Origin of the sequence: Saccharopolyspora sp. 6V (assembly GCF_020176785.1) — a bacterium.
In the GTDB taxonomy this organism is placed as follows: Bacteria; Actinomycetota; Actinomycetes; order Mycobacteriales; family Pseudonocardiaceae; genus Saccharopolyspora_C; species Saccharopolyspora_C gregorii.
In genome coordinates, this window is record NZ_JAIUKB010000069.1 from 13,234 (window position 1) to 35,690 (window position 22,457).

The 22,457-nt window shown below is 73.7% G+C and carries 18 protein-coding genes; 7 read left to right on the forward strand and 11 right to left on the reverse strand.

What is annotated here, in order from left to right:
• Positions 1-50 precede the first annotated feature (50 nt).
• The 5 genes from ssuE to LCD35_RS14705 all read right to left on the reverse strand — a co-directional run bounded on the left by ssuE (position 51) and on the right by LCD35_RS14705 (position 5,950).
• Positions 51-611, reverse strand: coding sequence for an NADPH-dependent FMN reductase (ssuE, locus tag LCD35_RS14685; protein ID WP_224958234.1), 561 nt, complete (start codon positions 609-611; stop codon positions 51-53).
• A 296-nt stretch (positions 612-907) separates the two neighbouring features.
• Positions 908-1,852, reverse strand: coding sequence for an acyl-CoA desaturase (locus tag LCD35_RS14690; RefSeq protein ID WP_224958233.1), 945 nt, complete (start codon positions 1,850-1,852; stop codon positions 908-910).
• A 136-nt stretch (positions 1,853-1,988) separates the two neighbouring features.
• The gene (locus LCD35_RS14695; RefSeq protein WP_224958232.1) at positions 1,989-3,119 is read right to left on the reverse strand and encodes a DnaJ domain-containing protein; all 1,131 of its coding nucleotides are present in this window, start codon (positions 3,117-3,119) and stop codon (positions 1,989-1,991) included.
• Between the two features lie 118 nt (positions 3,120-3,237).
• Positions 3,238-4,242 carry a lysylphosphatidylglycerol synthase transmembrane domain-containing protein gene (locus tag LCD35_RS14700; protein ID WP_224977891.1) on the reverse strand — a complete coding sequence of 335 codons (1,005 nt, stop codon included), beginning with the start codon at positions 4,240-4,242 and terminating at the stop codon, positions 3,238-3,240.
• 214 nt (positions 4,243-4,456) lie between these two features.
• A complete protein-coding gene (locus LCD35_RS14705) occupies positions 4,457-5,950 on the reverse strand; it encodes a hypothetical protein (RefSeq protein WP_225044340.1) in 1,494 nt (497 codons plus the stop codon).
• Positions 5,951-6,031: 81 nt separating this feature from the next.
• On the opposite strand from LCD35_RS14705, the gene LCD35_RS14710 reads away from it, so the two are divergent.
• The 3 genes from LCD35_RS14710 (at position 6,032) to LCD35_RS14720 (ending at position 10,201) form a co-directional block, all read left to right on the forward strand.
• Complete coding sequence (locus LCD35_RS14710) at positions 6,032-6,214, forward strand: PspC domain-containing protein (protein WP_224958229.1); 183 nt, start codon at positions 6,032-6,034, stop codon at positions 6,212-6,214.
• A 597-nt stretch (positions 6,215-6,811) separates the two neighbouring features.
• Positions 6,812-8,212 carry a sugar porter family MFS transporter gene (locus LCD35_RS14715; RefSeq protein ID WP_224958228.1) on the forward strand — a complete coding sequence of 467 codons (1,401 nt, stop codon included), beginning with the start codon at positions 6,812-6,814 and terminating at the stop codon, positions 8,210-8,212.
• A gap of 147 nt (positions 8,213-8,359) precedes the next feature.
• Positions 8,360-10,201: an alkaline phosphatase D family protein gene (locus tag LCD35_RS14720; protein WP_224958225.1), complete on the forward strand. Its 1,842-nt coding sequence runs from the start codon at positions 8,360-8,362 to the stop codon at positions 10,199-10,201.
• Between the two features lie 187 nt (positions 10,202-10,388).
• On the opposite strand, the gene LCD35_RS14725 is transcribed toward LCD35_RS14720, so the two are convergent.
• The 5 genes from LCD35_RS14725 to LCD35_RS14745 all read right to left on the reverse strand — a co-directional run bounded on the left by LCD35_RS14725 (position 10,389) and on the right by LCD35_RS14745 (position 16,290).
• Positions 10,389-11,189, reverse strand: coding sequence for an SGNH/GDSL hydrolase family protein (locus LCD35_RS14725; protein ID WP_224958223.1), 801 nt, complete (start codon positions 11,187-11,189; stop codon positions 10,389-10,391).
• Between the two features lie 187 nt (positions 11,190-11,376).
• Complete coding sequence (locus LCD35_RS14730) at positions 11,377-12,723, reverse strand: MFS transporter (protein ID WP_224958221.1); 1,347 nt, start codon at positions 12,721-12,723, stop codon at positions 11,377-11,379.
• A 347-nt stretch (positions 12,724-13,070) separates the two neighbouring features.
• Positions 13,071-14,081, reverse strand: coding sequence for a LacI family DNA-binding transcriptional regulator (locus tag LCD35_RS14735; protein WP_224967229.1), 1,011 nt, complete (start codon positions 14,079-14,081; stop codon positions 13,071-13,073).
• A gap of 152 nt (positions 14,082-14,233) precedes the next feature.
• Positions 14,234-14,965: an SDR family oxidoreductase gene (locus tag LCD35_RS14740; RefSeq protein ID WP_224958217.1), complete on the reverse strand. Its 732-nt coding sequence runs from the start codon at positions 14,963-14,965 to the stop codon at positions 14,234-14,236.
• 98 nt (positions 14,966-15,063) lie between these two features.
• Complete coding sequence (locus LCD35_RS14745; RefSeq protein WP_224958215.1) at positions 15,064-16,290, reverse strand: helix-turn-helix domain-containing protein; 1,227 nt, start codon at positions 16,288-16,290, stop codon at positions 15,064-15,066.
• Positions 16,291-16,430: 140 nt separating this feature from the next.
• Between LCD35_RS14745 and LCD35_RS14750 the strand changes: the two genes are divergently transcribed.
• A complete protein-coding gene (locus LCD35_RS14750) occupies positions 16,431-16,748 on the forward strand; it encodes a hypothetical protein (RefSeq protein ID WP_224958213.1) in 318 nt (105 codons plus the stop codon).
• A gap of 764 nt (positions 16,749-17,512) precedes the next feature.
• Positions 17,513-18,889, forward strand: a complete 1,377-nt coding sequence (locus tag LCD35_RS14755) for a NupC/NupG family nucleoside CNT transporter (protein ID WP_224977894.1) — start codon at positions 17,513-17,515, stop codon at positions 18,887-18,889.
• Here the strand turns inward: LCD35_RS14755 and LCD35_RS14760 are convergent.
• Positions 18,886-20,367 (reverse strand): FAD-dependent monooxygenase, encoded by a 1,482-nt coding sequence (locus tag LCD35_RS14760; protein ID WP_224958209.1) that lies wholly within the window; start codon positions 20,365-20,367, stop codon positions 18,886-18,888. The genes LCD35_RS14755 and LCD35_RS14760 overlap by 4 nt on opposite strands.
• A gap of 77 nt (positions 20,368-20,444) precedes the next feature.
• Between LCD35_RS14760 and LCD35_RS14765 the strand changes: the two genes are divergently transcribed.
• Positions 20,445-21,146 carry a TetR/AcrR family transcriptional regulator gene (locus tag LCD35_RS14765; protein ID WP_224958206.1) on the forward strand — a complete coding sequence of 234 codons (702 nt, stop codon included), beginning with the start codon at positions 20,445-20,447 and terminating at the stop codon, positions 21,144-21,146.
• Between the two features lie 159 nt (positions 21,147-21,305).
• Complete coding sequence (locus LCD35_RS14770) at positions 21,306-22,412, forward strand: polyprenyl synthetase family protein (RefSeq protein WP_224958204.1); 1,107 nt, start codon at positions 21,306-21,308, stop codon at positions 22,410-22,412.
• The last annotated feature ends 45 nt before the right edge of the window (positions 22,413-22,457 follow it).

The following is a 22,457-nucleotide window of genomic DNA, read 5'->3' on the forward strand; positions in this document are numbered from 1 at the left end:
ATCGGGGGTCCGCGCCCTCGCCCCGCGCAGGGCCCCACCGCCGGGCGGGACTACGCGGTCCGGCCGAGGACGGTGCCGTGGGGGACGCCGTCGAGCGCCTTCTCGAACTGCTCCAGGACGTCGGCCAGCGGGCCGGAGCTGTCCTCGTGGATCGCCAGGTCGTCGCCGGTGACGGTCAGGTGCTTGTCGATGAGGAAGAAGCTCTGCACCACGTGCCGCGCGCCCAGCGAGCTCACCACCGGGCGCAGCCCGTAGTCCAGCGCCAGCACGTGCGCCAGGCTGCCGCCGGTGGCCAGCGGCAGCACCGCCTTGCCGGTGAACCCGAACTGCGGCAGCAGGTCCAGGAACACCTTGAGCAGCCCGGAGTAGGCGGCCTTGTACGTCGGCGTCGCGAGCACGATGCCGTCGACGCGGCCGACCTTCGCCACCGCTTCCGCGATCTCCGGGTGGGCGGTGTCCGCGCTCAGCAGCGCCTCGGCGGGCAGGGTGCGCAGCCGCAGGTGCTCGGCGCGGCGTCCCGACGCGGTGAGCCTGCGGGCCAGGTGCTCGGCGACGCGTTCGGTCTTGGAGGTCTTCGAGGGGCTGCCGGAAATGACCAGGACGGTGGACACGCGCGTTCTCCTCACGGAAGTGACCGGTGATTCGAGGTGGGAATCGAGCCGGGGCAGTCCACAGTGGAGTGATCAGTCATCCGCGGTGGGGCGCCACGACCGGCTCAGCTGCGGGAACGACACCCCTGCGCCGCGACACGCAGCAGATCCACGTGGCGTCGCTTGGTGAACAGGGCCGGGAGCACGGAACCATCGCAACACCGGCTCGAACGGGGTGTCAACCAGCCGGGACGGGAATCCCAACTCGCGGAACCGGGAATGCCGCCGCCCGGCACGCCCTCCGGCCGGGCAGTCGATCAGTCCGCCGCGCCCCGGCTCAGCCGGGCCAGCCGCCGCGGCGTCGGCCACTTCACGTGCGACGCCCAGCCGAACCGCTCGAACAACCAGATCACCCGGGCCGAGACGTCGATCTGCCCGCGCTGCACGCCGTGCCGCGCGCACGTCGGATCCGCGTGGTGCAGGTTGTGCCACGACTCACCCATGCTCAGCAGCGCCAGCGGCCAGAAGTTCGCCGCCTTGTCCCGGCTCTTGAACGGTCGCTCCCCGATCAGGTGGCAGATCGAGTTCACCGACCACGTCACGTGGTGCAGGAACGCCACCCGCACCAGCCCAGCCCAGAAGAACGCCGTCCACGCCCCCCACCAGGTGCCCGTCACCGCGCCGCCCAGCACCGCGGGCAGCAGCAACGTCAGCAGCGTCAGCGGCCCGAACAACCGGTGCACCAGCACGATGTCCCGGTCGGCCATCAAGTCCGGCGCGAACCGCTCCCGGTTCGTCAGATCCCGCTCGAAGAGCCACCCCATGTGCGCGTGCCAGAACCCGCGCGCCAACGCCCACGGCGACGTGCCGAACGCCCACGGCGAATGCGGATCGCCCTCCCGGTCCGAGAACGCGTGGTGCCTGCGGTGGTCCGCCACCCAGTGCATCACCGGGCCCTGCACCGACATGCTGCCCGCCACCGCCAGCGCGACCCGCAGCCAGCGCTTCGCCCGGAACGCGCCGTGCGTGAAGTACCGGTGGAAGCCCACCGTCACCCCGAGGATCGTGAACACGTAGAAGCCGGCCGCCAACCCCACGTCCCACCAGCTCAGCCCCCAGCCCCACGCCAGCGGCACCGCGGCCAGCAGCGCCAGGAACGGCAGCAGGATGAACACGTACACCGACAGCTGCGGCGCCCAACCCCGGCGCCCGGCCAGCAGCGGAGCCCGTTCCTGGTGGGCGGTGGATTCGGTGGTGACCATCGCGCGAGAACCTCGAATCTGGCGGGAGCTGGGACCGTGCGCTCCACGTTCCAGGTACCCGCGCCGCCCGGCAACGAACCGCACCCCACGCCGCGATGAACTTCGCCTGATCAGGGCGAATCCGGGGCGGTGGGGTTCAGCGCGTCACCACCTGGGCGAGGACCATCGCGAACGCGTCCCGGTCCACCGCGGCCGGTTCCGCCGCCAGCCACTCCCCGATCTCGCGGACGAAGCCCTCCGGGGTCAGCGGCTCCACCGGCGCCTCCGCGTCCGACTCGCCGACGCTCACCTCGCCGGCCCGGTTCGGGTACAGCAGCAGCACGCCGCGCACCTCGACCTCCGGCAGCAGCGCCTCGAACGCCGCGACGCCCTCGCCGAGCCGGGTGGTGCCGCCGCGGAACACGTGGCCGTTGCGCCACACCTCGCCGTCCTCGTCCACCTCGTAGTGGCCGGGCAGCCACCGCTTCGACTCGACCAGCACCAGCCGCCTGCCGCAGAGCACCGCGTGGTCGACGTCCGCGAACACCGAACCCGGCCAGGCCACGCCGTGGAAGATCCGCGCCCCCGGCAGCCGCGTGAGGTGGTCGGCCAGCAACTCCGCGGACCGCTGCTTGACCACCGCGTCCGCGGCGACCTCCTCCTCGGCGGTGCCGCCGAACACCCGGCCCCGGTTCTCCGCCTCGAACAACCGGTCCGTGCGGTGCGCCTCCAGCAGGCGGCGCAGCAGCACCAGCACCACCACCCCGGCCGAGACCAGCAGCGCCAGCCACACGCCCAGCAACACCCCGCTCAGCCCCACCAGCAGGCCGGCCGCCGCCAGCAGCACCCAGCCGCCCGCCATCGCCAGCGCCGCCGTCCGGTCCGGCGCGGTGACCGGCAGGTACACCACCCGCTCCGCCGGGTCCACCTCGTCCCACCACGGGATGTCCGCGGGACTGAGGTCCGGGGCGGCCGGGGCGAAGTCCGGGTCGTCGCCGAAGTCGCGGCGCTGCCCCGGCCGGTACACCCAGCGCCGGGACGGCGTGCGCTTGGGTCCCGGCCGCGGCTCCTGCTGCTCCTCCTCGCCGTCACCACCGCCGTCGTAGTCGGCGCGGCGCACCGGGTCGTTGAGCGTCTCGTACGCCTGCTGCAACAACCGGAAGGTGCCCGCGGTGCCGCCGACGTCCGGGTGCATGGTCCGCGCCAACGTCCGGTACGCGGATTTGATCTCGGCGCTGGACGCCGAGCGCTCCACGCCCAGCAGCTCGTAGTAGTCGACCCCGCGCACGAAACTCCGTCCACCGTAAGCGATCGGCCGGCCACGACCGCGCGGACATGATAAGTGCACGGGCCCGTTCAAGATCAGCCAGTCGGCCCCTCCGGGCCGCGTTGCGCGACCGGTTCGGCTAACCGGGTGACGACCGCAGCCGCCACGCCAGCACCCCGCCCAGCGCCAACGGCAACCAGAACACGAACACCCGGAACACCAGCACCGCCGCCGCCGACACGCCCACCGGGATCCCGTACGACGCCAGCGCCGCGGCCGCGCCGACCTCCACGAACCCCACCCCGCCCGGCAGCACGCCGACGATCCCGAACAACGTCGACACCGCGTACGCGACCAGCGCCACCAGCGGCCGGTCCCCGGCGCCCACCGCCACCATCGACGCCCACAGCACCGCCGCGCCCAGCACGTCGATCAGCACCGCGAAGCACACCGCGGGCAGCGCCGTCCACGGCCGGGCGCGGATCGCCGCCACCGCCGCGTAGAAGTCGTCCGCGGCCTCGGTGTCCCGCGCCCGGGGCTCGCGGCGCAGCACCCGGTCCAGCAACCGCCCCGGCCACGCCCACACCCGGCGCAGCACCTCCCGGCTGCGCACCGCCGCCACCAGCGCCACCACCCTGGCCAGCAGCCCGGCGGAGAACAGCACGGTGGCGACGACCTCCGCGCGCTCCAGCCTGCCGTCCCAGCACACCACCGCCAGGCCCGCCGCCAGCGTCACCACGAAACCCACCTCGGCGGTCTGCGCGGCCGCCAGGTAGGCACCCGTGACGCGCCCCTGGTCGCCCGTCCCGCGCCCGCGGGCGTGCAACGAGAACGCCGCCACACCCGCCACGTTCCCCGACTTCACCGCCAGGTTCAGCGCGATCGACGCCACCGTCACCGGCAGCAGCCCCGCGAACTCGTGGTAGCCGCCCGCCCCCGTGACGCGCCGCGCCGCCACGTGCAGCAGTACCCAGTTCGCGATCCACACCAGCAGCACTCCCGCACCGACCGCCAGCCACCGCGGGTCCGCGTCCCGCAACGCCCGGCCGGCCGCGGGCAGCTCGTGGCGGTTCGCCCACACCAGCGCGGCGACCGCCGCCACCACCAGCAGCGCCGCCGCGACCCGGAGCCGACGGGAAGGCACCGGGTCAGGGTGTCAGCAGCGCCGGTCGGGTGCCGAACGACCGGAACGTGCGCGGCGTCCACCTCAACCCGGCACCGAGGTGCCCGCGACGCGATGGGCGCGGAGCTCGGGACGAGGGGCGTCGCGATGCCCGGGCGAGGCGCCCGGAACGATCACGAAACGTGTCGGGCATCGCGCGGTTCCCCCACCGTCCCGGTGAAACCACTGCCCCTGTTCAGCGATCTCGGTGCGCGGCGCCGCGTCGGCGTGTCGCGTCCCGCTTCCGCCGAGCGCGGGTCACCCGCCGCTTGGTGTCGCGCAGGCGGTCCGTCAGCTCCTCCAGCTCGGCGCGGAGCTCGTCCCGGCGGCGTTCCAGCCGGTCCCGGTCCTGCTCGGCCCGGCGGAGGTCGTCCTCGGCCCAGCGCTGCTCGTCCTCGGACCGGCGCTGGTCCTCCCCGGACCGGCGCTGCTCGTCCCCGGACCGGCGCTTGTCGTCCTCGGACCGGCGCTGGTCCTGCCCGGCCTGCCGCGTCGGGTCGGCCGGGTCCGCCGTGCTCCGCGTCGAAGTCGCCCGGTCGGACGCCCGCCGCTGCGGGCGCGAGGCACGTTCCGAACCGGTACCACCGGCTTCCTCCCGATCCGCCGTGGTGCCGGTGTCCGCGCCGGAGGACGGCCGGTTCGCGGAGCCGCCCCGGGCGCGGTGCTCGACCCGCGGAGTCCGGCTCGGTCCCGTACGGCGTCCGCGGTGGCGTGGCGCGGCGCGTTCCTCGGGGGCAGCGTCGACGTCGTCGCGGCCGGCCTCCGCCGCGGAATCCGCGGTGACGGCCTCGGCCGATCCGCCCCGCGATGGTGCGCGCTTCGAGGCCGGCCGCTTCGTGCCGCCCTCCGCCGCGCCGCGCTCCGGGGTGGTCTCCTCCGCCGGAACGCCCTTCGCCCGGCGCCCCGTCCGGCCGCCGCGCTTCGGCGCGGGTTCCTCCGCCGGGCGGTCCTGCGCCGCGCCGCCCCGCCTCTTCCGGGTGCCCGTCGTCCGGTCCTGATCACCGGCCGCGCGGTCCGCGGTGCGGGCGTCCGGCCGATCCGCCGCCGCGTCCCGCGCTCCTCCCGGACCGGACCGCCCCTCGGTCCGGCGCGGGGCACCCGCGGTCCCCTGGCGGTCGGCGGCGCGCTGCGCACCGCCGCGTCGCGGACCGGTTCCGCCTCGGTGCCGTGCCGTGGTGCTGCGCATCGCCGCCACGGACAGCTCGTCCAAGCCGAACCCGCTGTGCTCCAGTGCGCCGCTGAGCGTGCCCGCCCGGACCCGGCGCGCCGACTCCGGTTCGGCGACGACCGCCGCGAACGTGCTCTCCACCTGCCTGCGGGCCTGTTCCGCCAGCTGCTTGCCGCCGCGCTCCACCACCTGCGCCGAGCGCGCCGTCAGGTCCGCGACGAGGTCCGCGCGCCGCCGGCCCAGGCGCCGGATCTCCTCCCCCCGCAGTTCGCGTTGCGCCGCGCGCAACTCGTCGCCCAGCTCGACCAGTTCCGCGACGCGACGCGGGTGCTCGGCGGCCACCCGGTTCACCGCCCACGCCGCGGTCGTCGGCTTGCGCAACCCACCGATCGACCGAGCGAGCTCCTCGTCACCGGCCTCCCGGGCGGCCCGCACCCGCTCGTTGCGAACAGCCACGAACTCCGCCGGATCCCCCTGGTAGAGCTCCTGCAGCAGCTCCTCGGACACCTGCTCACCGGCCATCAGCCCAGCCCAGCACGCGTCCCGCCGACGCGCACCCGAACCCGAGGCGTGGTGCCGGGCCCGACGGGGAACCCCACCGGTATGACGACCGCTCTGCAACGTCCCCGGAACGGGGCTCTCATCGCCGGGGTGTGCGCGGGGATCGCGCAGCGCTTCGGCTGGAACGTCGGTCTGGTCCGGCTGCTGTTCGTGGTCTCCTGCATCCTGCCCGGGCCGCAGTTCTTGATCTACGTGGCGCTGTGGGTCGTGATGCCCAAGCAATGAGCAACCCGCGGTCCGGGCACCACCGGTGACCTGGCCCGGAACGCGAAAAACCCGCTGACTCTGGAGTCAGCGGGCCTTTCCACGCGGATGGCCGAGGCGGCGAACCGCCCCTCCCTTGTGGCCATCCGGAACAGCCGTGCTCGGCCTAGGTGGCGCCCTGGGACCGGCACGGCCAGCTCATCGCCGGCGCACCGTGCTGCCGTCCACGGTAACCGCTACGGGTGACGAAAGCCCAGGACTCGCGGCACTTCACCGCACCGGAACCGGACGTTCCGCGGAAATCGGGTGCTCCGCGGGATCCTCCCGGGCCGCTCCGGCGCTCGCACCGGGTCGGCGGGGCGGTGCCGACCTCGCCGCGCGTGCGGGAGCCCGCACCGTGCCGTGCCGGGCCGCCGGCCCGGGCCGCCCCGTCAACCCATCCCGGGCGCACCGGCACCGGGACGTCGGCAGCACGATCGGCGGGCCGCGCTCCGCGACCAAGGCTTCAACGGCACCATGACCGTGTTCGCGAGGGCGAGCACGAGAGCCCGCGGATCCTCGGTGTTCGTGGGGAGGAAGGCCGCCGAGCACTCGGCCCGACGGTGAGGACGGAGAGCGATGGTTCCGGACGACGAGCAGGCGGAACTCGCCGGGACGCGCAGGGCGAAGCGGTTCGTCCTGCTGGTGGCGGCCGTCTCGGCGCTCGGCGGCGCGCTGTTCGGCTACGACACCGGGGTGATCTCCGGGGCGCTGCTGTTCATGACCCCGCACTTCGGTCTGACGCCGTTCCTGGAAGGCCTGGTGACCAGCGCGCTGCTGCTGGGCGCCGCCGCGGGCGCGCTGGCCGGCGGCCGGATCGCGGACCGGGCCGGTCGGCGGCCGATGCTGATCGGGTCGGCCGTGGTGTTCGTGGTGGGCACGCTCGGTTCGGCGCTGACCCCGGACGTGCCGGTGCTGGTGCTCTCCCGCGTGGTGCTGGGGCTGGCGGTCGGTGCGGCCTCGGTGGTGGTGCCGCTGTACATCTCCGAGATGGCTCCGGCGCGCGTGCGGGGCAGGCTGGTCACGTTCAACGGCCTGATGATCGTGACCGGGCAGCTGCTGGCGTACGTGGTGAACGCGCTGCTGGCGGAAGCCGGGGCGTGGCGCTGGATGCTCGGGCTCGCGACCATCCCCGCGGTGCTGCTGGGCGTGGGCATGCTGTTCCTGCCGGACAGCCCGCGGTGGTACGCGGGCCAGCAGCGGCTGGAGCAGGCCCGCGCCGTGCTGCACCGCGGCCGGTCGCCCGAGGAGGCCGAGCGGGAGCTCGCGCAGATCACCGCCGCCCACGAGCAGCGGGCGACCGGCCGGGGCTGGCGCGAGCTGCGCTCGAAGTGGCTGCGCCGGGTGTTCTTCATCGGCATCGGGCTGGCGGTGCTGCAGCAGATCACCGGCGTCAACACGATCGTCTACTTCGCGCCGATGCTGCTGGCCCGGACCGGGCTGGGCGAGGTCGCCTCCATCGCGGCGACCATCTCGATCGGCGTGATCTCGGTGCTGGCGGCGGTGGTCGGGCTGCTGCTGATGGACCGGGTCGGTCGGCGACCGCTGCTGATCACCGGGCAGGCCGGGGTGACGAGCTGCCTGGTGCTGCTGGGCCTGGCGTTCCTGCTCCCGGCCGGCGGCAACCGCGCGGGCTACGCGATCTTGGCGATCATGGTGGTGTACATGGCCTTCCAGCAGAGCAGCGTGAGCACGGTGACCTGGCTGATGATCACCGAGCTGTTCCCGCTGCGGATCCGCGGCTTCGCGATGGGCGTGGCGGTCCTGGTGCTGTGGCTGACGAACTTCGCGGTGGCGCTGGTGTTCCCGCCGATGGTGGCGGCGATCGGGGGCAGCGCCACGTTCTGGGTGTTCGCCGCGCTCAACGTCGGCGCGCTGGTGTTCAGCGTGCGGCTGGTCCCGGAGACCAGGGGGCGCAGCCTGGAGGAGCTCGAAACGGACCTGCGGCGCCCGGCGACCGCGGCGGGGGCCCGCGGCTGATCGGGCGGTGCCGGCGCACCGCCGCGAGCCCGGCCGGACGGCCCGGTGGCGTGGTTCGCGGCCGCGGGCACGTCGTTCGGCGATCAGCGCGGAACTCCCGGCGCACGACCGCTTTCACCGGGCCGCCCCGTGCGGTATGCAGGGCGCGTGACGAATGTGGTGCTGGGGCCGATCCTCCGCTACACCGATGACACCTCGGCGACGGTGTGGCTGGAACTGGACGAGGCCTGCACGGTCGAGGTGCTCGGCACCACGGCCGCGACGTTCCAGGTCGGCGGGCACCACTACGCGCTGGTCGCGGTGCGCGGGCTGCGGCCGGGCACCTCGACCCCCTACGACGTGCGGGTGGGCGGTGCCGTGCTGTGGCCCGCCGCGGGCGACACCCATCCGCCGAGCAGGATCCGCACGGTGCCGCCCGCCGCCAAGGCGCGGCTGCTGTTCGGCTCCTGCCGGTTCGGCCCGACCGAGGACGCGGGCCGCCGCCGAGCACTGGGGCCGGACGCGCTGGAGTCCTGCGCCCGCAGGCTGATGGACACCCCGGAGCGGGACTGGCCGCACGCGATGCTGTTCCTCGGCGACCAGGTGTACGCCGACCAGACCGCACCGCAGGTGCAGCGGGAGATCGCGGCGCACCGCGACCTCACCGAGCCGCCCGGCGAGGAGATCGTCGACTTCCAGGAGTACGCGGTCCTGTACCGGCACGCCTGGGGCGATCCGCTGGTGCGCTGGCTGCTGTCCACCGTGCCCAGCATGATGATCTTCGACGATCACGACGTCCGGGACGACTGGAACACCTCGCTGGAGTGGCGCACCGCGATGGCCGCGCAGCCCTGGTGGCGGGAACGCCTGCTCGGCGCCCTCGTCGGCTACTGGGTGTACCAGCACATCGGCAACCTCTCCCCGGACGACCTGGACGCGGACCCCACCTACCGGGCGGTGCTCGCCGCGGGTCGCGCCGGGGACGCGCTACCGGTGCTGCGCGAGTTCGCCGCGGCCGCCGACACCGAGCTGCGCACCCCGGGCACCGCGGACGAGGTCGGCGGTCCGCGCGGCCGGTACAAGGACGTGCGGTGGAGCTACCGGCGAGACCTGGGCGCGCTGCGGCTGATCGTGCTGGACACCCGGGCGGGCCGGATCCTGGAGGGCGGCAGCCGGGCGATGCTCTCGGACGTCGACTTCGACTGGCTGCGCACCCAGTTGCGGCTCGATCCGGCGCACGGCTCGCGACCGGAGCACGCCCGCGCCACCGGGAGCGGCGGCCCGGCGGCGATCGGGGGCGGTGCCGCGACGGCGAGCGGTGCGGGATCGACGCACGGCCTCGACACCCGGCGGGACGGACCCGGCCCGGCCGACGAGTCCCGGCGCGGCGGCGGGGCGAACGCCTCCGGGCGGGCCGCGGAGCCATCGGAACACGTCGTGATCGCCTCCTCGTTGCCCTGGCTGCTCCCGCACGCGGTGCACCACCTGCAGGCGTGGAACGAGGCCGCGTGCACCGATCGCGGCCGGTGGCCGAAGCTCGCCGAACGGGCGCGGCAGGCGGGCGACCTGGAGCACTGGGCCGCGTTCGGCGAGTCCTTCGACCGGCTCGCCGAGCTGCTGCGGGCCGCCGCGGACCGGCCCGGCTCCGCCTCGGTGTCCGTGCTGTCCGGGGACGTGCACCACAGCTACGTCGCCGAAGCGGCGTACGCCCCGGCGACCCGGTCCCGGGTCGTGCAGGTGACGTGCTCCCCGCTGCACAACGCCGCTCCCCCGCACCTGGTGGCACCGCTGCGGATGGCGTGGGCGCGGCCGTTGGCCGCGCTGTTCCGCGCGTTGGGCAGGCGGCTCGGAGTGCCGCCGCTGCCGCTGACCTGGCGGAAGACGGCGGGACCGTACTTCGGCAACGCGGTCGGCGTGCTCGACGCCGACGGCGAGCACGCGGTGGTGGCGTTGCAGCGCGCCGACGAGGACGGCGGCCTCACCACGATCCACCGCTCCCGCCTGTCCTGACCGCACCCCGGATCCGCTCCGGGTGGCGGGCCCGCCGGGAACCGGCGAGCGGCGGCCCACCCGGGCAGCGGACCGCCGCGGGTCCTCCGCGGTCTCCTCGTGGGGGAAGCGCTCTCCCCCGCCGCGGAGCCGACGGAGAGGTCCCGCGGCGGAGCCGAGGTTCCGCGCTAGACCGCCGGAGCGAAACTCAGCCGATCGCGGATTCGACGACCGGCAGATAACCCTCCGCGTGCCCGGTCACGTTGGGGTGGAAGGATTCCTGCAACGGCGTGCTCGGCCCGTTGATCCACTCCGGGTCGCCGCAGACGCCGTGGCCGTCGAAGGCGCTGCGCGGGTCGGCGTAGGTGAACCCGGCGGCTTCGGCCCGTTCGGAGATGACCTCGGCGAGCACGTCGGCGCCCTTGTTGATGCGCTCGCGCTTGGTCTCGGTGAACCCGGGGATGCCGCAGTCGCCGGTCGAGTTGATGCGCGGGTAGCCGACGACCACGATCTCGGCGTTGGGCGCGGCGGCGCGGATGCCCTCGTAGGTGGCGTCGAGCTTGGCGGGCAGTTCGTCGCGGGTGGCGGCCTCCCCGTCGCCGACGGCGGAGTCGCAGTTCTCGTCGGTGCCGAGCAGGCAGCCTTGGATCACGTCGGCGAACCCGATGTCGTTGCCGCCGATCTGCACCGTGACCAGGGTGGTGTCGGCGCTCAGCGAGCCGAGCTGGTCGGCGTTGAGGTCGTCGGTGGTCGCTCCGGAGCAGGCGTCGAAGCTGAAGGTGGCCGCGCCGTGCGCGTCGGCCCACAGCTGCGGGTAGGCCTTGGGGCTGCGCAGGCAGTCCCCGCTGTCCTCGAAGTAGTCCCTGGTCCCGGTGCCGGAGGCGAACGAGTCGCCGAGCGCCGCGTAGTTCTCGTCCGCTTGCGCGGCGTGCGCCGTCCCGGCGGTGAGAGACGTTCCGATGACGACGGTCGCTGCGACGGCACGCGCGACTCCCCGAATGTGACGCATGGATCCTCCGAACGAAGTCCTCGACCCCAGAACGCGAATGTCCCGGCCGAGATCGATTGAACGTCCCGAATGGACCACATGCGCCGCGTTGGCGAATTGACGCCACGCGAATTCCGGCCGAATCATTCGGATCTCACCCGATATTGGCGGACGCTTCCCCGATCAGGAGCAATCACCGGAATTTCGACTACTCAGCGCCGCCGAAACCCGGATCGCGATCGACTCTTCCGGCGGTGCCCGAATCAGGCGGAACCTGCTCCAGCGAATCGAGCGATCTGCCCGCGGAATCCGGCATGCCGACCAGCCCGATGACGGCGAACAGCACCAGCAGGACCATCATGATCACGGCCATTCCCGGCACCCCGAAATCGGATTCGATCATGGCGGGGACCACGAAGCTCCAGACCCCGAGGACGATGCGGGCGAACGCGAACGTGACGCCCTGCGCGGTGGCGCGCAGCATCGTCGGGAACATCTCCTGCGACCAGAGCTTGTAGAACGATTCCCCGGCGAGCACGGCGCCGACGCCGAACAGCGCCACGTTCGCGACCGCCACCCCGACTCCGATCGGCAGCACCGCGAAGCAGCCGAACGCGGCGATCTGCAGCACGGCGCCGATCGCGAACAGCGGTCTCCGCCGGGCGCCGTCGGCCAGCGGCATGAACACCAGCACCACGGCGAGCAGCGTCACCAGCGAGTTGAACGCCTGGATGGCCACGCTGGTCGCCCGGTCCACACCACCGGCGTGGACCAGCAGGTACGGCAGGAACGCGCCGTTGGTCCCCGCGACGGTGTTCCACAGCGCGTAGAGCCCGCCGGTGAACAGCAGCGCCCGCAGGTTCCGCCCGGTGATCAGGTCCCGCAGCCGCCCGGCGGCGAGCGGGTTCCCGCCGTCGCGGGCCGCGCGCCGGGCCCGCGTCCAGCGCGCCGATTCGACCATGCCGCGGCGCAGGTACCAGGTGACGAGGGCGACGACGGCCAGGTGCGCGAACACGATCCGCACGCCCAGCACCCCGAGCGGGGCGAGCGCGAACGCCAGCAGCAACGTGACCAGCGGCCCGAGGCACCACGCCACCTGGGTCAGCCCGATCAGCCTGCCGCGGGACCGGCCGGGGGCGAACTCGGCGACCAGCGCCAGCGAGGTCGGCAGGTCGGCGCCGACGGCGAGCCCGACGAGGACGTAGCCGAGGAACAGCATCGGCAGGTTGACGGCGCACACGATCCACAGCACGCCGAAGGCGAACACGAGCAGGTCCCACGCGTAGATCCGCTTGCGGCCGAACCGGTCGCCGAGCCTGCCGCCGATGAGCGCGCCGACGGCCGCGGAGATCGCGTTGGAGCTGAACGCGGTGAGCAGTCCGACGGTGGTGGAGTCGAGCCCGAGGAACGCTTCCCACAGCGGGAGCCCGGCCGCGGCGGCCACGATGGACCCGGCGTCGATGTAGGACGCCATGGACGCGAGCACCGCCCACTTCCACTGCCTGCGAGTCGGTTCCGCCGCGTCCGGATCGAGTCCCGCCCCGGTGGTCTCCATGGCACTCCCCGTCCGCCGCCGGTGCCCGCGCCCCGCCGGGCGGGCACCGGTGCCGCACGGTCTACCGAACCGGCCGGGCGGCGGGGAACCTCCGTCCGTGCGGTTCCGCGCACCCGCGACGTCCGATCCGGACGAAGCACCCGCCCGGCCCGTCCAGGAACCCGCCGGCCGGTCGTGCCGGTTCCTCGTCAGCGGCACAGCCGCTGAGCGGCCGGACCACCCGCGGGTGCTCAGCGGTTCCCCCGCGAGATCCGCCGTGCACGGACCGGTGCATCGGCGATCGCGGCCGCCCCGGGAAGGCGGGCAGCACCGCTGAGGTCGCGCCACCCCGACAGGAGCAGGGCGGCTCAGCGGGCTTCGGGGAGGCTGGACCTGCGCACCACGAGTTCGGGTTCGTAGATCACCTGCTGGTGGGCGTGCTCGGCGCCCGGGTCGGATTCGGCGAGCACCAGTTCGGCCGCTTTGCGCCCGATGCGGAACGCGGGCTGGCGCACCGAGGTCAGCGGTACGGCGGCCGCGGCGGCGAACTCGATGTCGTCGTAGCCGACCAGCGCGATGTCCTCCGGCACCCGCACCCCGGCGGCGAACAGGGCTTGCAGCAGGCCGAGGGCGAGCAGGTCGTTGGCGCAGAACACCGCGCTCGGCCGGGTCGGCAGGCCGAGCAGCCGGGCGCCCGCGTCCCGGCCGGAGGCCACGTCCAGCGCGGGCACCTCCAGCACGCTGAGCGCGTCGTCGTCGAGCCCGTGCTCGTGCAGCGCGGTGCGCGCGCCGGTGCGCCGGTCGAGGCACTGGGTCAGCGAACCGGGCCCGGTGACGAAGCCGATGCTGCGGTGCCCGCGCTCCAGCAGGTGGCGCACGGCGAGCGCTCCGCCCGCCACGTCGTCCACCGCGACCGAGCACGCCTGCCCGCTGTCGACCTTGCGGTCCACCAGCACCGACGGAATCCCCTGCCGCCGCAGCGAATCGAGGTTGGCGCCGCTGACGTCGGACGGGGTGACGAGCACGCCGCGGACCCGCTGCTCGGCGAACAGCGACAGGTACAACGCTTCGGCTTCCGGGTCCTGCCCGGAGTTGCACAGCATCACGCCGAGCCCCTCATCGCGGGCGGCGGCCTCCACGCCGCGCGCCACGTCGACGAAGAACGGATTCCCCATGTCCAGCACCAGCAGCGCGAGGATGCGGCTGTGCCCGGCGCGGAGCTGCCGGGCGGATTCGCTGCGGACGTAGCCGAGTTCGTCGATCACCGACAGCACCCGGGCCCTGGTGGTGACCGAGACCCGGTCCGGCCGGTTGAGCGAGTTGGACACGGTGGCCACCGAAACTCCGGCGCGTTCGGCAACGTCCTTGATGCTGACCATGCCTCCAGGGTGCCCGGTGCGGCCGCCGCGCACCGAAGTGGCCTCATCGCCACCGATCCCCGGCGGCCGCCGCGCGCGGGCGGTGCGATCGCGGCGACCGGCGGCCGCACCGGGGCGGGAGTCACCCGCTCCCGGCGGGGACGGCCGTGCGGTCAGAGCGCCCCGGCCGCGGGCCGCACCACGATCTCGCTGACGTCGACCTCCGCCGGTTGCTCGACGGCGAACGCGATGGAGTCGGCGACCGCGGACGCCGGGATGCTGATGGACCGGAAGCTGCGCATCACCTCCCGCGCGGATTCGTCGGTGATGGTCCCGGCGAGCTCGGATTCGACGACACCGGGCGAGACGACGCTGACCCGGATGCCGCCGTCGGATTCCTGGCGCAGCCCTTCGGAGATCGCGCGCACGGCGAACTTGGTGGCGCAGTACACGGCGGCGGTGGGGCTGACCACGAAGCCGCCGACGGAGGCCACGTTCACAAACTGCCCGCCGCCCTGCTCGCGCATGATGGGCAGCGCGGCGGCGATGCCGTGCAGCACGCCGCGCACGTTGACGTCGATCATCCGGTCCCACTCGTCCACCTTGAGCGCCGCCATCGGGGACAGCGGCATCACACCGGCGTTGTTGACGACGACGTCGACCCGGCCGAACTCGGCGCGGGCGGCGGCGGTGAAGGCGTGCACGTCGGCGGCGTCGGTGACGTCGAGCCTGCGGTGCGCGGCGGTGCCACCGGCGGCGGTGATCTCGGCGGTGAGCGCTTCGAGCCGTTCGGTGCGGCGGGCCCCGAGGAACACCCGGTGCCCGCGCCGGGCGAGCACGCGGGCGGCCGCTTCGCCGATGCCGCTGCTCGCGCCCGTGATCAAGATGGTCTTGCCGTTCGCCACTGGTCCTCCCGAACCCGGCCCCCTGCGGGCCGTCGAGGACGACTCTGCGCGCTCGGACGCCACCGACCCAGGCCGCGGCACACCTAGGAATCGCGCGGTCAGACCTTGAGGCCGAGCCAGTTGGTGAAGTGGGCGATGCTGTCGGACTTGCGGCGTTCGGCCATCGCGATGGCGCGCGCGGTCTCCCGCACCTGCGGGTGGTAGCGGGTCTGCTGTGGGGCGACGCGGCGCGCGTTGTTCAGGGCGCGCAGCGCGTTGGCGTGGTCGCCGGCGAGCACCCAGGCGCGGGCGACGTCCTGCCAGTGGTGGCCGACGCGGTTGGCCCGCATGTCGTCGGGCAACCGCAGTTCGGAACCGTCCCGGGCGGCGCGGCCGGGGTCTCCGCCTTCGAGGGAGACGGCGACGTCGTGGATCTCGACGTTGCCGGGCCCGAAGTTCGTGTCGTAGGCGGCGGAGGAGCGGCCGAGCCGGGCGCCGATCGCCCTGGCTTCGGCGATGTGCTCGCGAGCCCGGTCCAGTTCGCACGCGCGCGCGTCGATCATCGCGCCGCGCAGGTGCGCCGAACCGCGCAGCGCCAGCACCTCTTCGCTGTCCGGTCTGGACTCCAGCAGGTCCAGCGAGTGCTGCACCAGCCGGGTGCCGGTGTCGTAGGACGCGCAGGACATCAGGATGAGCGCGCGGTGCTGCACGGCGTGCGCGGCGAGCAGCGGATCGTCGCTGCGCTCGGCGGCCATCTCCATCCGGTCGACGGCCTGGGTGGCGAGCGGTATCCAGCCGAAGCGGTAGACCAGTTGCGCGGTGTTGCCGTAGGCCTGGGCGAGGTAGCGGTACCCCCGTTCGCGCGCGGAGTCGGTGCTCGCCTGGCGGATCGCGCCCGCCATCCGGCGGAGCAGCACCGGCGTCAGTTCGATGGCTTGCCGGGCGCGGTCGGAGTGCCGCAGGTCGCGCACCTTGGCGAGGTCGGCCTCGATCTCCTCGGTGGCACCGGGTTCGAGCGCGGCGGCGTAGCGGCCCTCGGCGAACAGGGTGCGGAGTTCGGTGAGGCCGGGCGGGATTCCGCCGTCGTCGTCGAGGGTTTCGCGGTACGGCTGCCCGTAGAGCTCTTCGGCTTCGATGCCGAGCGCGCGGGCGACGGCCGCGACGAACGCGGGCGAGCCGGGTTCCCGTCCCTGTTCGACCGCTCGGAGCATGCTGATGCTGTAATTGGCGCGCTGCGCCAGGGCCTGTTGGTTGAGTCCCGCGACTTTTCGAGCCATCGCGACGCGTTCGCCGAGGGCCGATCCCTGTTCAGGCCGTGGCACGGGGCTCCTTCCACGTAGGGCCATGGAACCACCAGACTAGGTGACACACGTTGGTGCGAGCAGCTTGTTGTCGCACTGTCACATGGCTGTCACTCCGCCACGCGGCGCGGTCGTAACTTGACAGGACAAGCGCTCACCCACCGCTAGCTAGTCAGGTGAGAACCATGCCTGCTTTCCACGACTGCCACTCCGAGCCCGGCACGGCGCCGCTTCCCGAGGTGATCGACGCCGTCCCCCTCCCGCCACCGCCCGAGGAGCCCGCGGTGCTCAACGTCCGCTACCGCGCGGGAATCGTCGGCGAACGGGCCCGCGTCGTGCACGCCGCGACCTGGACCCCGCGCGATGTGCTGATCACGTTGTGCGGCATGCCGCTCGACCCGTCGCTCGTCGAGGAGTCCACCGGGATGCCGTGCATGCGCTGCATCCGCATCGCCGCCCGCCGCGCCCGCGAAGACGACGAACAGCGCGGCCTCGAAGGCTGATCCACCACCCGGGTTCGACATCTCGTCCTCCTCGGTCGAAGGTGTTCCCGTTGCAGCGGAAGCGATCGGTGACGAGCAGGCCGGGGCCGTCGTCCGGATCGCCCGCTCCGCGGCCGAACGACGTCACCACCAGCGCCCCGTCCTGCGGATCGGCGGAGTCGACGTCCAGTCCGCGTTCGTCGGTCCCGTCCCGCGCTCCGAGCGGAATCCCCAGCGACCGCGGGGAGTTCGCCGTTCCCGTTCCGATGTGGACGGGGATCTCGTCCGGGGCCCCGGTTCCGGACAGCGCACCGACCCCACGGCGTCGTCCCTCCCGCACTTCCCCGCACCGATGCGGACGACCGGGTCCGGGTGCTTCCAGCGGTCCCCCACCGGCGGACCGCCGCGTAGTGGCCACCGAGACCGCTGAGCCGCAACTGGCCGTCGGTGCGCTGCGCGGCCCGCGTCTCCGCCCTCCCGTCGACGACCAGATCGACGTCCGGCGCCCCCGCGCTCAGGCCACCTCGCGCGGGGCGCCGAAGTAGGCCCGGCTGCTCCGCGTGCCCGTGCGACCCCCGCGCGTGACCTCGGAGCGCCCAGGCCGGCGAGGCGTGCTCACGCCGATGCCGCGTTTCGGCGGAATCCGGCCCGCCTTTCGGCCGAAGCCCGCCGCGAGCCGGTCGCGGAGTCCCGTTTCACCACCTTTCCCGTGGTGAGGCCGAGCGCACGCCCGGGCCGCGGGGATGCGAGCATTCCGCGAGTCGCATCGAGGGAAGGTGGATCACGTGCAGGTGCTCTGGGGCGCGGCGGGGATGGTCGTGCTGCTGCTGATCGCGTTCGCGTTGTCCACCGACCGCCGGGCGATCCGGCCGCGCACCGTGCTGGGCGCGCTGGCGCTGCAGCTGGTGTTCGCCTTCGTGGTGCTGCGCTGGGACGCGGGCAAGGCCGCGCTGAGCGCCGTCTCCGCCGGGGTGCAGCGGGTGATCGACTCCTCGAAGGAGGGCATCGACTTCCTGCTCGGCCCGGTGATGCCGACGAACGGGGCGACGGTCGTCGCCTTCCAGGTGCTGCCGATCATCGTGTTCGTGGCGTCGCTGACCGCGGTGCTCTACCACTGGAACGTGCTGCAGTGGGTGGTGCGGATCGTCGGCGGCGGGCTGCGCAAGGTGCTGGGGACCACGCGCGCGGAGTCGCTGAACGCCACGGCCAACATCTTCCTCGGGCAGACCGAGGCGCCGCTGGTGGTGCGGCCGTACCTGGCGGGCATGACCCGCTCGGAGTTCTTCGCCGTCATGGTCGGCGGTCTGTCCACCGTGGCCGGTTCGGTGATGGTGGGGTACGCGATGCTGGGCGCGAGCCTCGACCACCTCATCGCGGCGAGCTTCATGGCCGCGCCCGCCGGCCTGATGATGGCGAAGATCATCGTGCCGGAGACCGAGGCGGTCACCGGCGACGCCGAGCACGCCGCGAAGGCCGCCGAGTCCGAGGGCGGGCGGCGCGGCGTGCTCGCGTGGTTCGCGAAGAAGCCCGCGGCCACGACGACCCCGGAACCGGCGGCCGCCGCGGACGAGGACGGGACCGACAGCGCCGAACCGGAGAAGGCGGGCACCACCACCGCGGTGGACGACGACGAGGCGCTGGAGACCAAGCCGCGCAACGTGATCGACGCGGCCGCGACCGGTGCCTCGGACGGGCTGAAGCTGGCGCTCAACGTCGGCGCCATGCTGTTCGCGTTCGTCTCGCTGATCGCGCTGCTGAACCTGGTCCTCGGCGCCGTCGGCGGCCTGGTCGGCCTCGACGGCATCACCTTCGAGCAGATCATCGGCTACGTCTTCGCACCGGTGATGTGGGTGATCGGCGTGCCGTGGGAGGACGCGGTGACCGCGGGCGGTTTCGTCGGCCAGAAGCTGGTGCTCAACGAGTTCGTCGCGTTCACCGACTTCGGCCCGCAGGCGGCGTCGTTCTCGCCGCACACCGCCATCATCATCACCTTCGCGCTGACCGGGTTCGCGAACTTCTCCTCGCTGGCGATCCTGCTCGGCGGGCTCGGCGGGCTGGTGCCGTCGCGGCGGTCGCTGATCGCCGAGCTCGGGATGCGGGCGATCGCGGGCGGAACGCTGGCGAACCTGATGAGCGCCGCCATCGCCGGGATGCTCGTCTAGCTCCCCAGCTTCGGCAGCAGGTAGGCCCGGAGGTCCGCGAGATCTCCGGGCGCACCCGCCCAGCCGAGGTAGCCGTCCGGCCGGACCAGCAGCAGCGCGGGCCGGTCGACGCCGTAACCGTCGTGCGCGTGGCCGTGCACGTCGTGCACCGCGCCGGGACGCGGTTCCCGGAGCACGGCGTGCGCGTCGAGCCCGGGCAGGGCGAGGCCGGCGCTCGTGCCGCCGAAGTCCAGCAGCGTCCAGTGCGGCCCGGCGAACAGCTCGAACAACCGCACCTCCGCCCCGTCGAGCAGGACCGGGGCGTCCGGGGCCCGGTCGCCGGCGCGCACCGCCGCGGGTTCGGCGCGGCGCTCTTCGGCCAGCGGCCCGCCGCGGTAGTGCAGTCCGAGCTGGTTGAGCTCCGGTCCGCGCACGTGCGCCTCGGGATCGTCCTCGCGCAGCAGGTCCAGCAGCCGTCCGCTGAGCCGCAGCACCCCTTCCGCCACCGGGTACCGCTCGGCCTCGTAGCTGTCGAGCAGCGCCTCGTCCGCACCGCGCAGCACGGCGGCGAGCTTCCAGCCGAGGTTGTGCGCGTCCTGCACCCCGGTGTTCATGCCCTGGCCGCCGGTGGGCGGGCAGACGTGCGCCGCGTCGCCCGCGAGCAGCACCCGGCCGTCGCGGTAGCGCTCGGCGAGGCGCGCGTTGGCCCGCCACACCGAGTTCCAGTGCACCTCGTGCACCCGCAGGTCGAGCCCGCTCAGCCGGTTCAGCCACTCCCCCAGCCCGTCCGGGGTGGGTTCCACGTCGTCGCGGGACGCGGTGACGGTGAACAGGTCGGTTCCTGCCAGCGGCTGCACCGAGGCGAGCTCGCCGTCGCGGGACCAGGCCAGCGCCCGGTCCCGGCCGAGGCCGCTGAGCCGGACATCGGCGATGAGCGCCTTGGTCGTCTCGTCGGTCTCGCCGCGGAACTCGATGCCGAGCGTGCGGCGCACGGTGCTGCGCCCGCCGTCGGCGCCGACTAGGTACCGGGCGCGGATCTCGGTGCCGTCGGCGAGCCGCGCGGTGACCTGCCGGTCGTCCTGGCGCAGCGCGCGGAGCTCGACGCCGAGCTCGACCTGGCCGCCGTACCCGGCGAGCGCTTTGCGCAGGACCTCCTCGGTGCGGAACTGCGGGACGAACCAGGCGTTCGGGTACGGGACGCCGGGTGTGGCGGGCACCGGTTCGCCGGGGTGGCCCTCCCAGACGAGCCGTCCGGCTTCGTACTTGCGCATCGGGATGCCGCCGTCGCCCGCGGCGTGCAGGTCGTCGAGCACGCCGAGGTCGGCGAAGACCTCCTGGGTGCGCGGGTGGATGCCGTCGCCGCGGGAGCCGCCGAAGTGCTCGGTGGCCTTGTCGACGAGCCGGAACGCGATGCCGCGCCGGGCGAGTTCGCAGGCCAGGACCAGTCCGGTCGGTCCGGCTCCGGCGATGAGGACGTCGGTGTCGTGCTGGGCGCTCATGCCCACCTCCCTCTGTCAGTACGGCGTACCCCATGTTCGTACGCCGCACGAACAACGTTAGCGGTACGGTGTACCACATGGCAACCGAGCCGATCTGGGCCGCGCCCGCCCCCGGAACCCGCAAACCGCGCTTCACCCGCGAGCAGATCGCCGCGGCCGCGCTCGCCCTCGCCGACGCCGAGGGGTTCGACGCCGTCTCCATGCGCCGGGTCGCCGCCGAGCTCGGCGCCGGGACGATGACCCTCTACCACTACGTGCGCACCAAGGACGACCTCGTCGCGCTCATGGACGACGCCGTCATGGCCGAAGGGCTGCTGCCCGCCGACGAGCTGCCCACCGAGTGGCGGGCCGCGCTCACCGCCATCGCGCACCGCACCCGCGACGTGCTGCTGCGCCACCCGTGGTCGATGCAGGCGCTGCGCGGCGCGCGGCTCGGCCCCAACGCGCTGCGGCACGCCGACCAGTCCTTCGCCGCCCTCGCGCACACCCCGCTCGACGTCGAAGCGAAGATCGCCCTGCTCGGTGCGGTCGACGACTACGTGCAGGGCAACGTGCTGCGCACCGACGACCCGCAGCACGGCGGGCTCAGCGCCGACACCGCCCGGTTCGTCCGCGAGCAGCTCGAAGGCGGCGACCTGCCGCAGCTGCGCGCCCTCGTCGGCGACGGCGACCCGAGCACCGCCTGGGCCCGGCTCACCGGCACGACCAGCGCGCGGCAGCGCTTCGCCGACGGCCTCGCCGCGCTGCTCGACGGCGCCGCCGCCCGCCACGGGATCTGACCCCTCGGCCGAACGGTCGGGAAAACCCGGGCGACCCCGGCCGTTCGGCGGAGATCATCTCGGGCGGAACGGCCGATGCCCGCACGCGGCGCGGTCCCTAGCGTGGGAACCAGTCCAGCACCGGGAACCACGCGCGGTTCCCCGCCCCAGGGAGCCCAGATGACCACCACGTTCCCCGTTCCGAGCCACCCCGTGGACGCCGACGGGGTCCGCGAGCGGGTCGACGCGGCCCTGTCCCGGTTCCTCGACGTGCAGGAGGACCGGTACCGGGGGATGACCGCCGACGAAGCGGGACGCGCCCAGTGGGCGGCGGCGATCGACACGCTGCGCACGTTCCTCGCCGGCGGCAAGCGGCTGCGGCCCGCGTTCTGCTTCTGGGGCTGGCGCGGCGCGGGCGGCGACCCGGACGACGAGGGCATCATCGCCGCGGCCGCCGCGCTGGAACTGCTGCACGCGTTCGCGCTGATCCACGACGACATCATCGACGGCAGCGACACCCGCCGCGGCGCGCCGTCGCTGCACCGCCAGCACACCGACCTGCACCAGCACCAGCGGATGCGGGGATCCTCCGAGCTGTTCGGGACCTCGGTGGCGCTGCTGCTCGGGGACCTGTGCCTGGCGTGGTTCCACGAGCTGCTCGGCGCCAGCGGACTTCCCCCGCAACGGCTCGCCGCCGTGCAGCCGCTGGTGGCGCAGTCGTTCGCCGAACTGGTGCTCGGCCAGTACCTCGACGTCACCGAGCAGGCCCTCGCCACGCACTCGGTGGAGCGGGCCTGCACGATCATCCACTACAAGACCGCGAAGTACACCGTCGAACGACCGCTGCACCTGGGTGGGCTGCTCGCCGGGGCCGACTCGGACCTGCTCGACTCCTACACGGCCTACGCGCTGCCGTTGGGCGAGGCGTACCAGCTGCGCGACGACGTGCTCGGCGCGTTCGGCGATCCCGCGGTCACCGGCAAACCCGTCGGGGACGACCTGCGCACCCGGAAGCCGACCGTGCTGCTGGCCGCCGCCCGGCGCCGCGCCGGGACCGCCGAGCTCGCCGAGCTCGACCGGGCCTTCGCCGCCGGGGACCTCGACGACGAGCGGGTGCGGCGGGTGCAGTCGATCATCGTGGAGTGCGGGGCGCTGGCCGAGGTCGAGCGCCTCATCGGCACCCGCGCGGCATCCGCGCACCGGGCGCTGGCGGGGATGCGGGTGCCGGAGCACGTCCGAAGCACGCTCACCGAACTGCTCACCGCCGCCACCGACCGGAACCGGTGAACCCGGGCGGTGCCGGAGCGCTGCGCCGGTTCCGAACGCCGCACC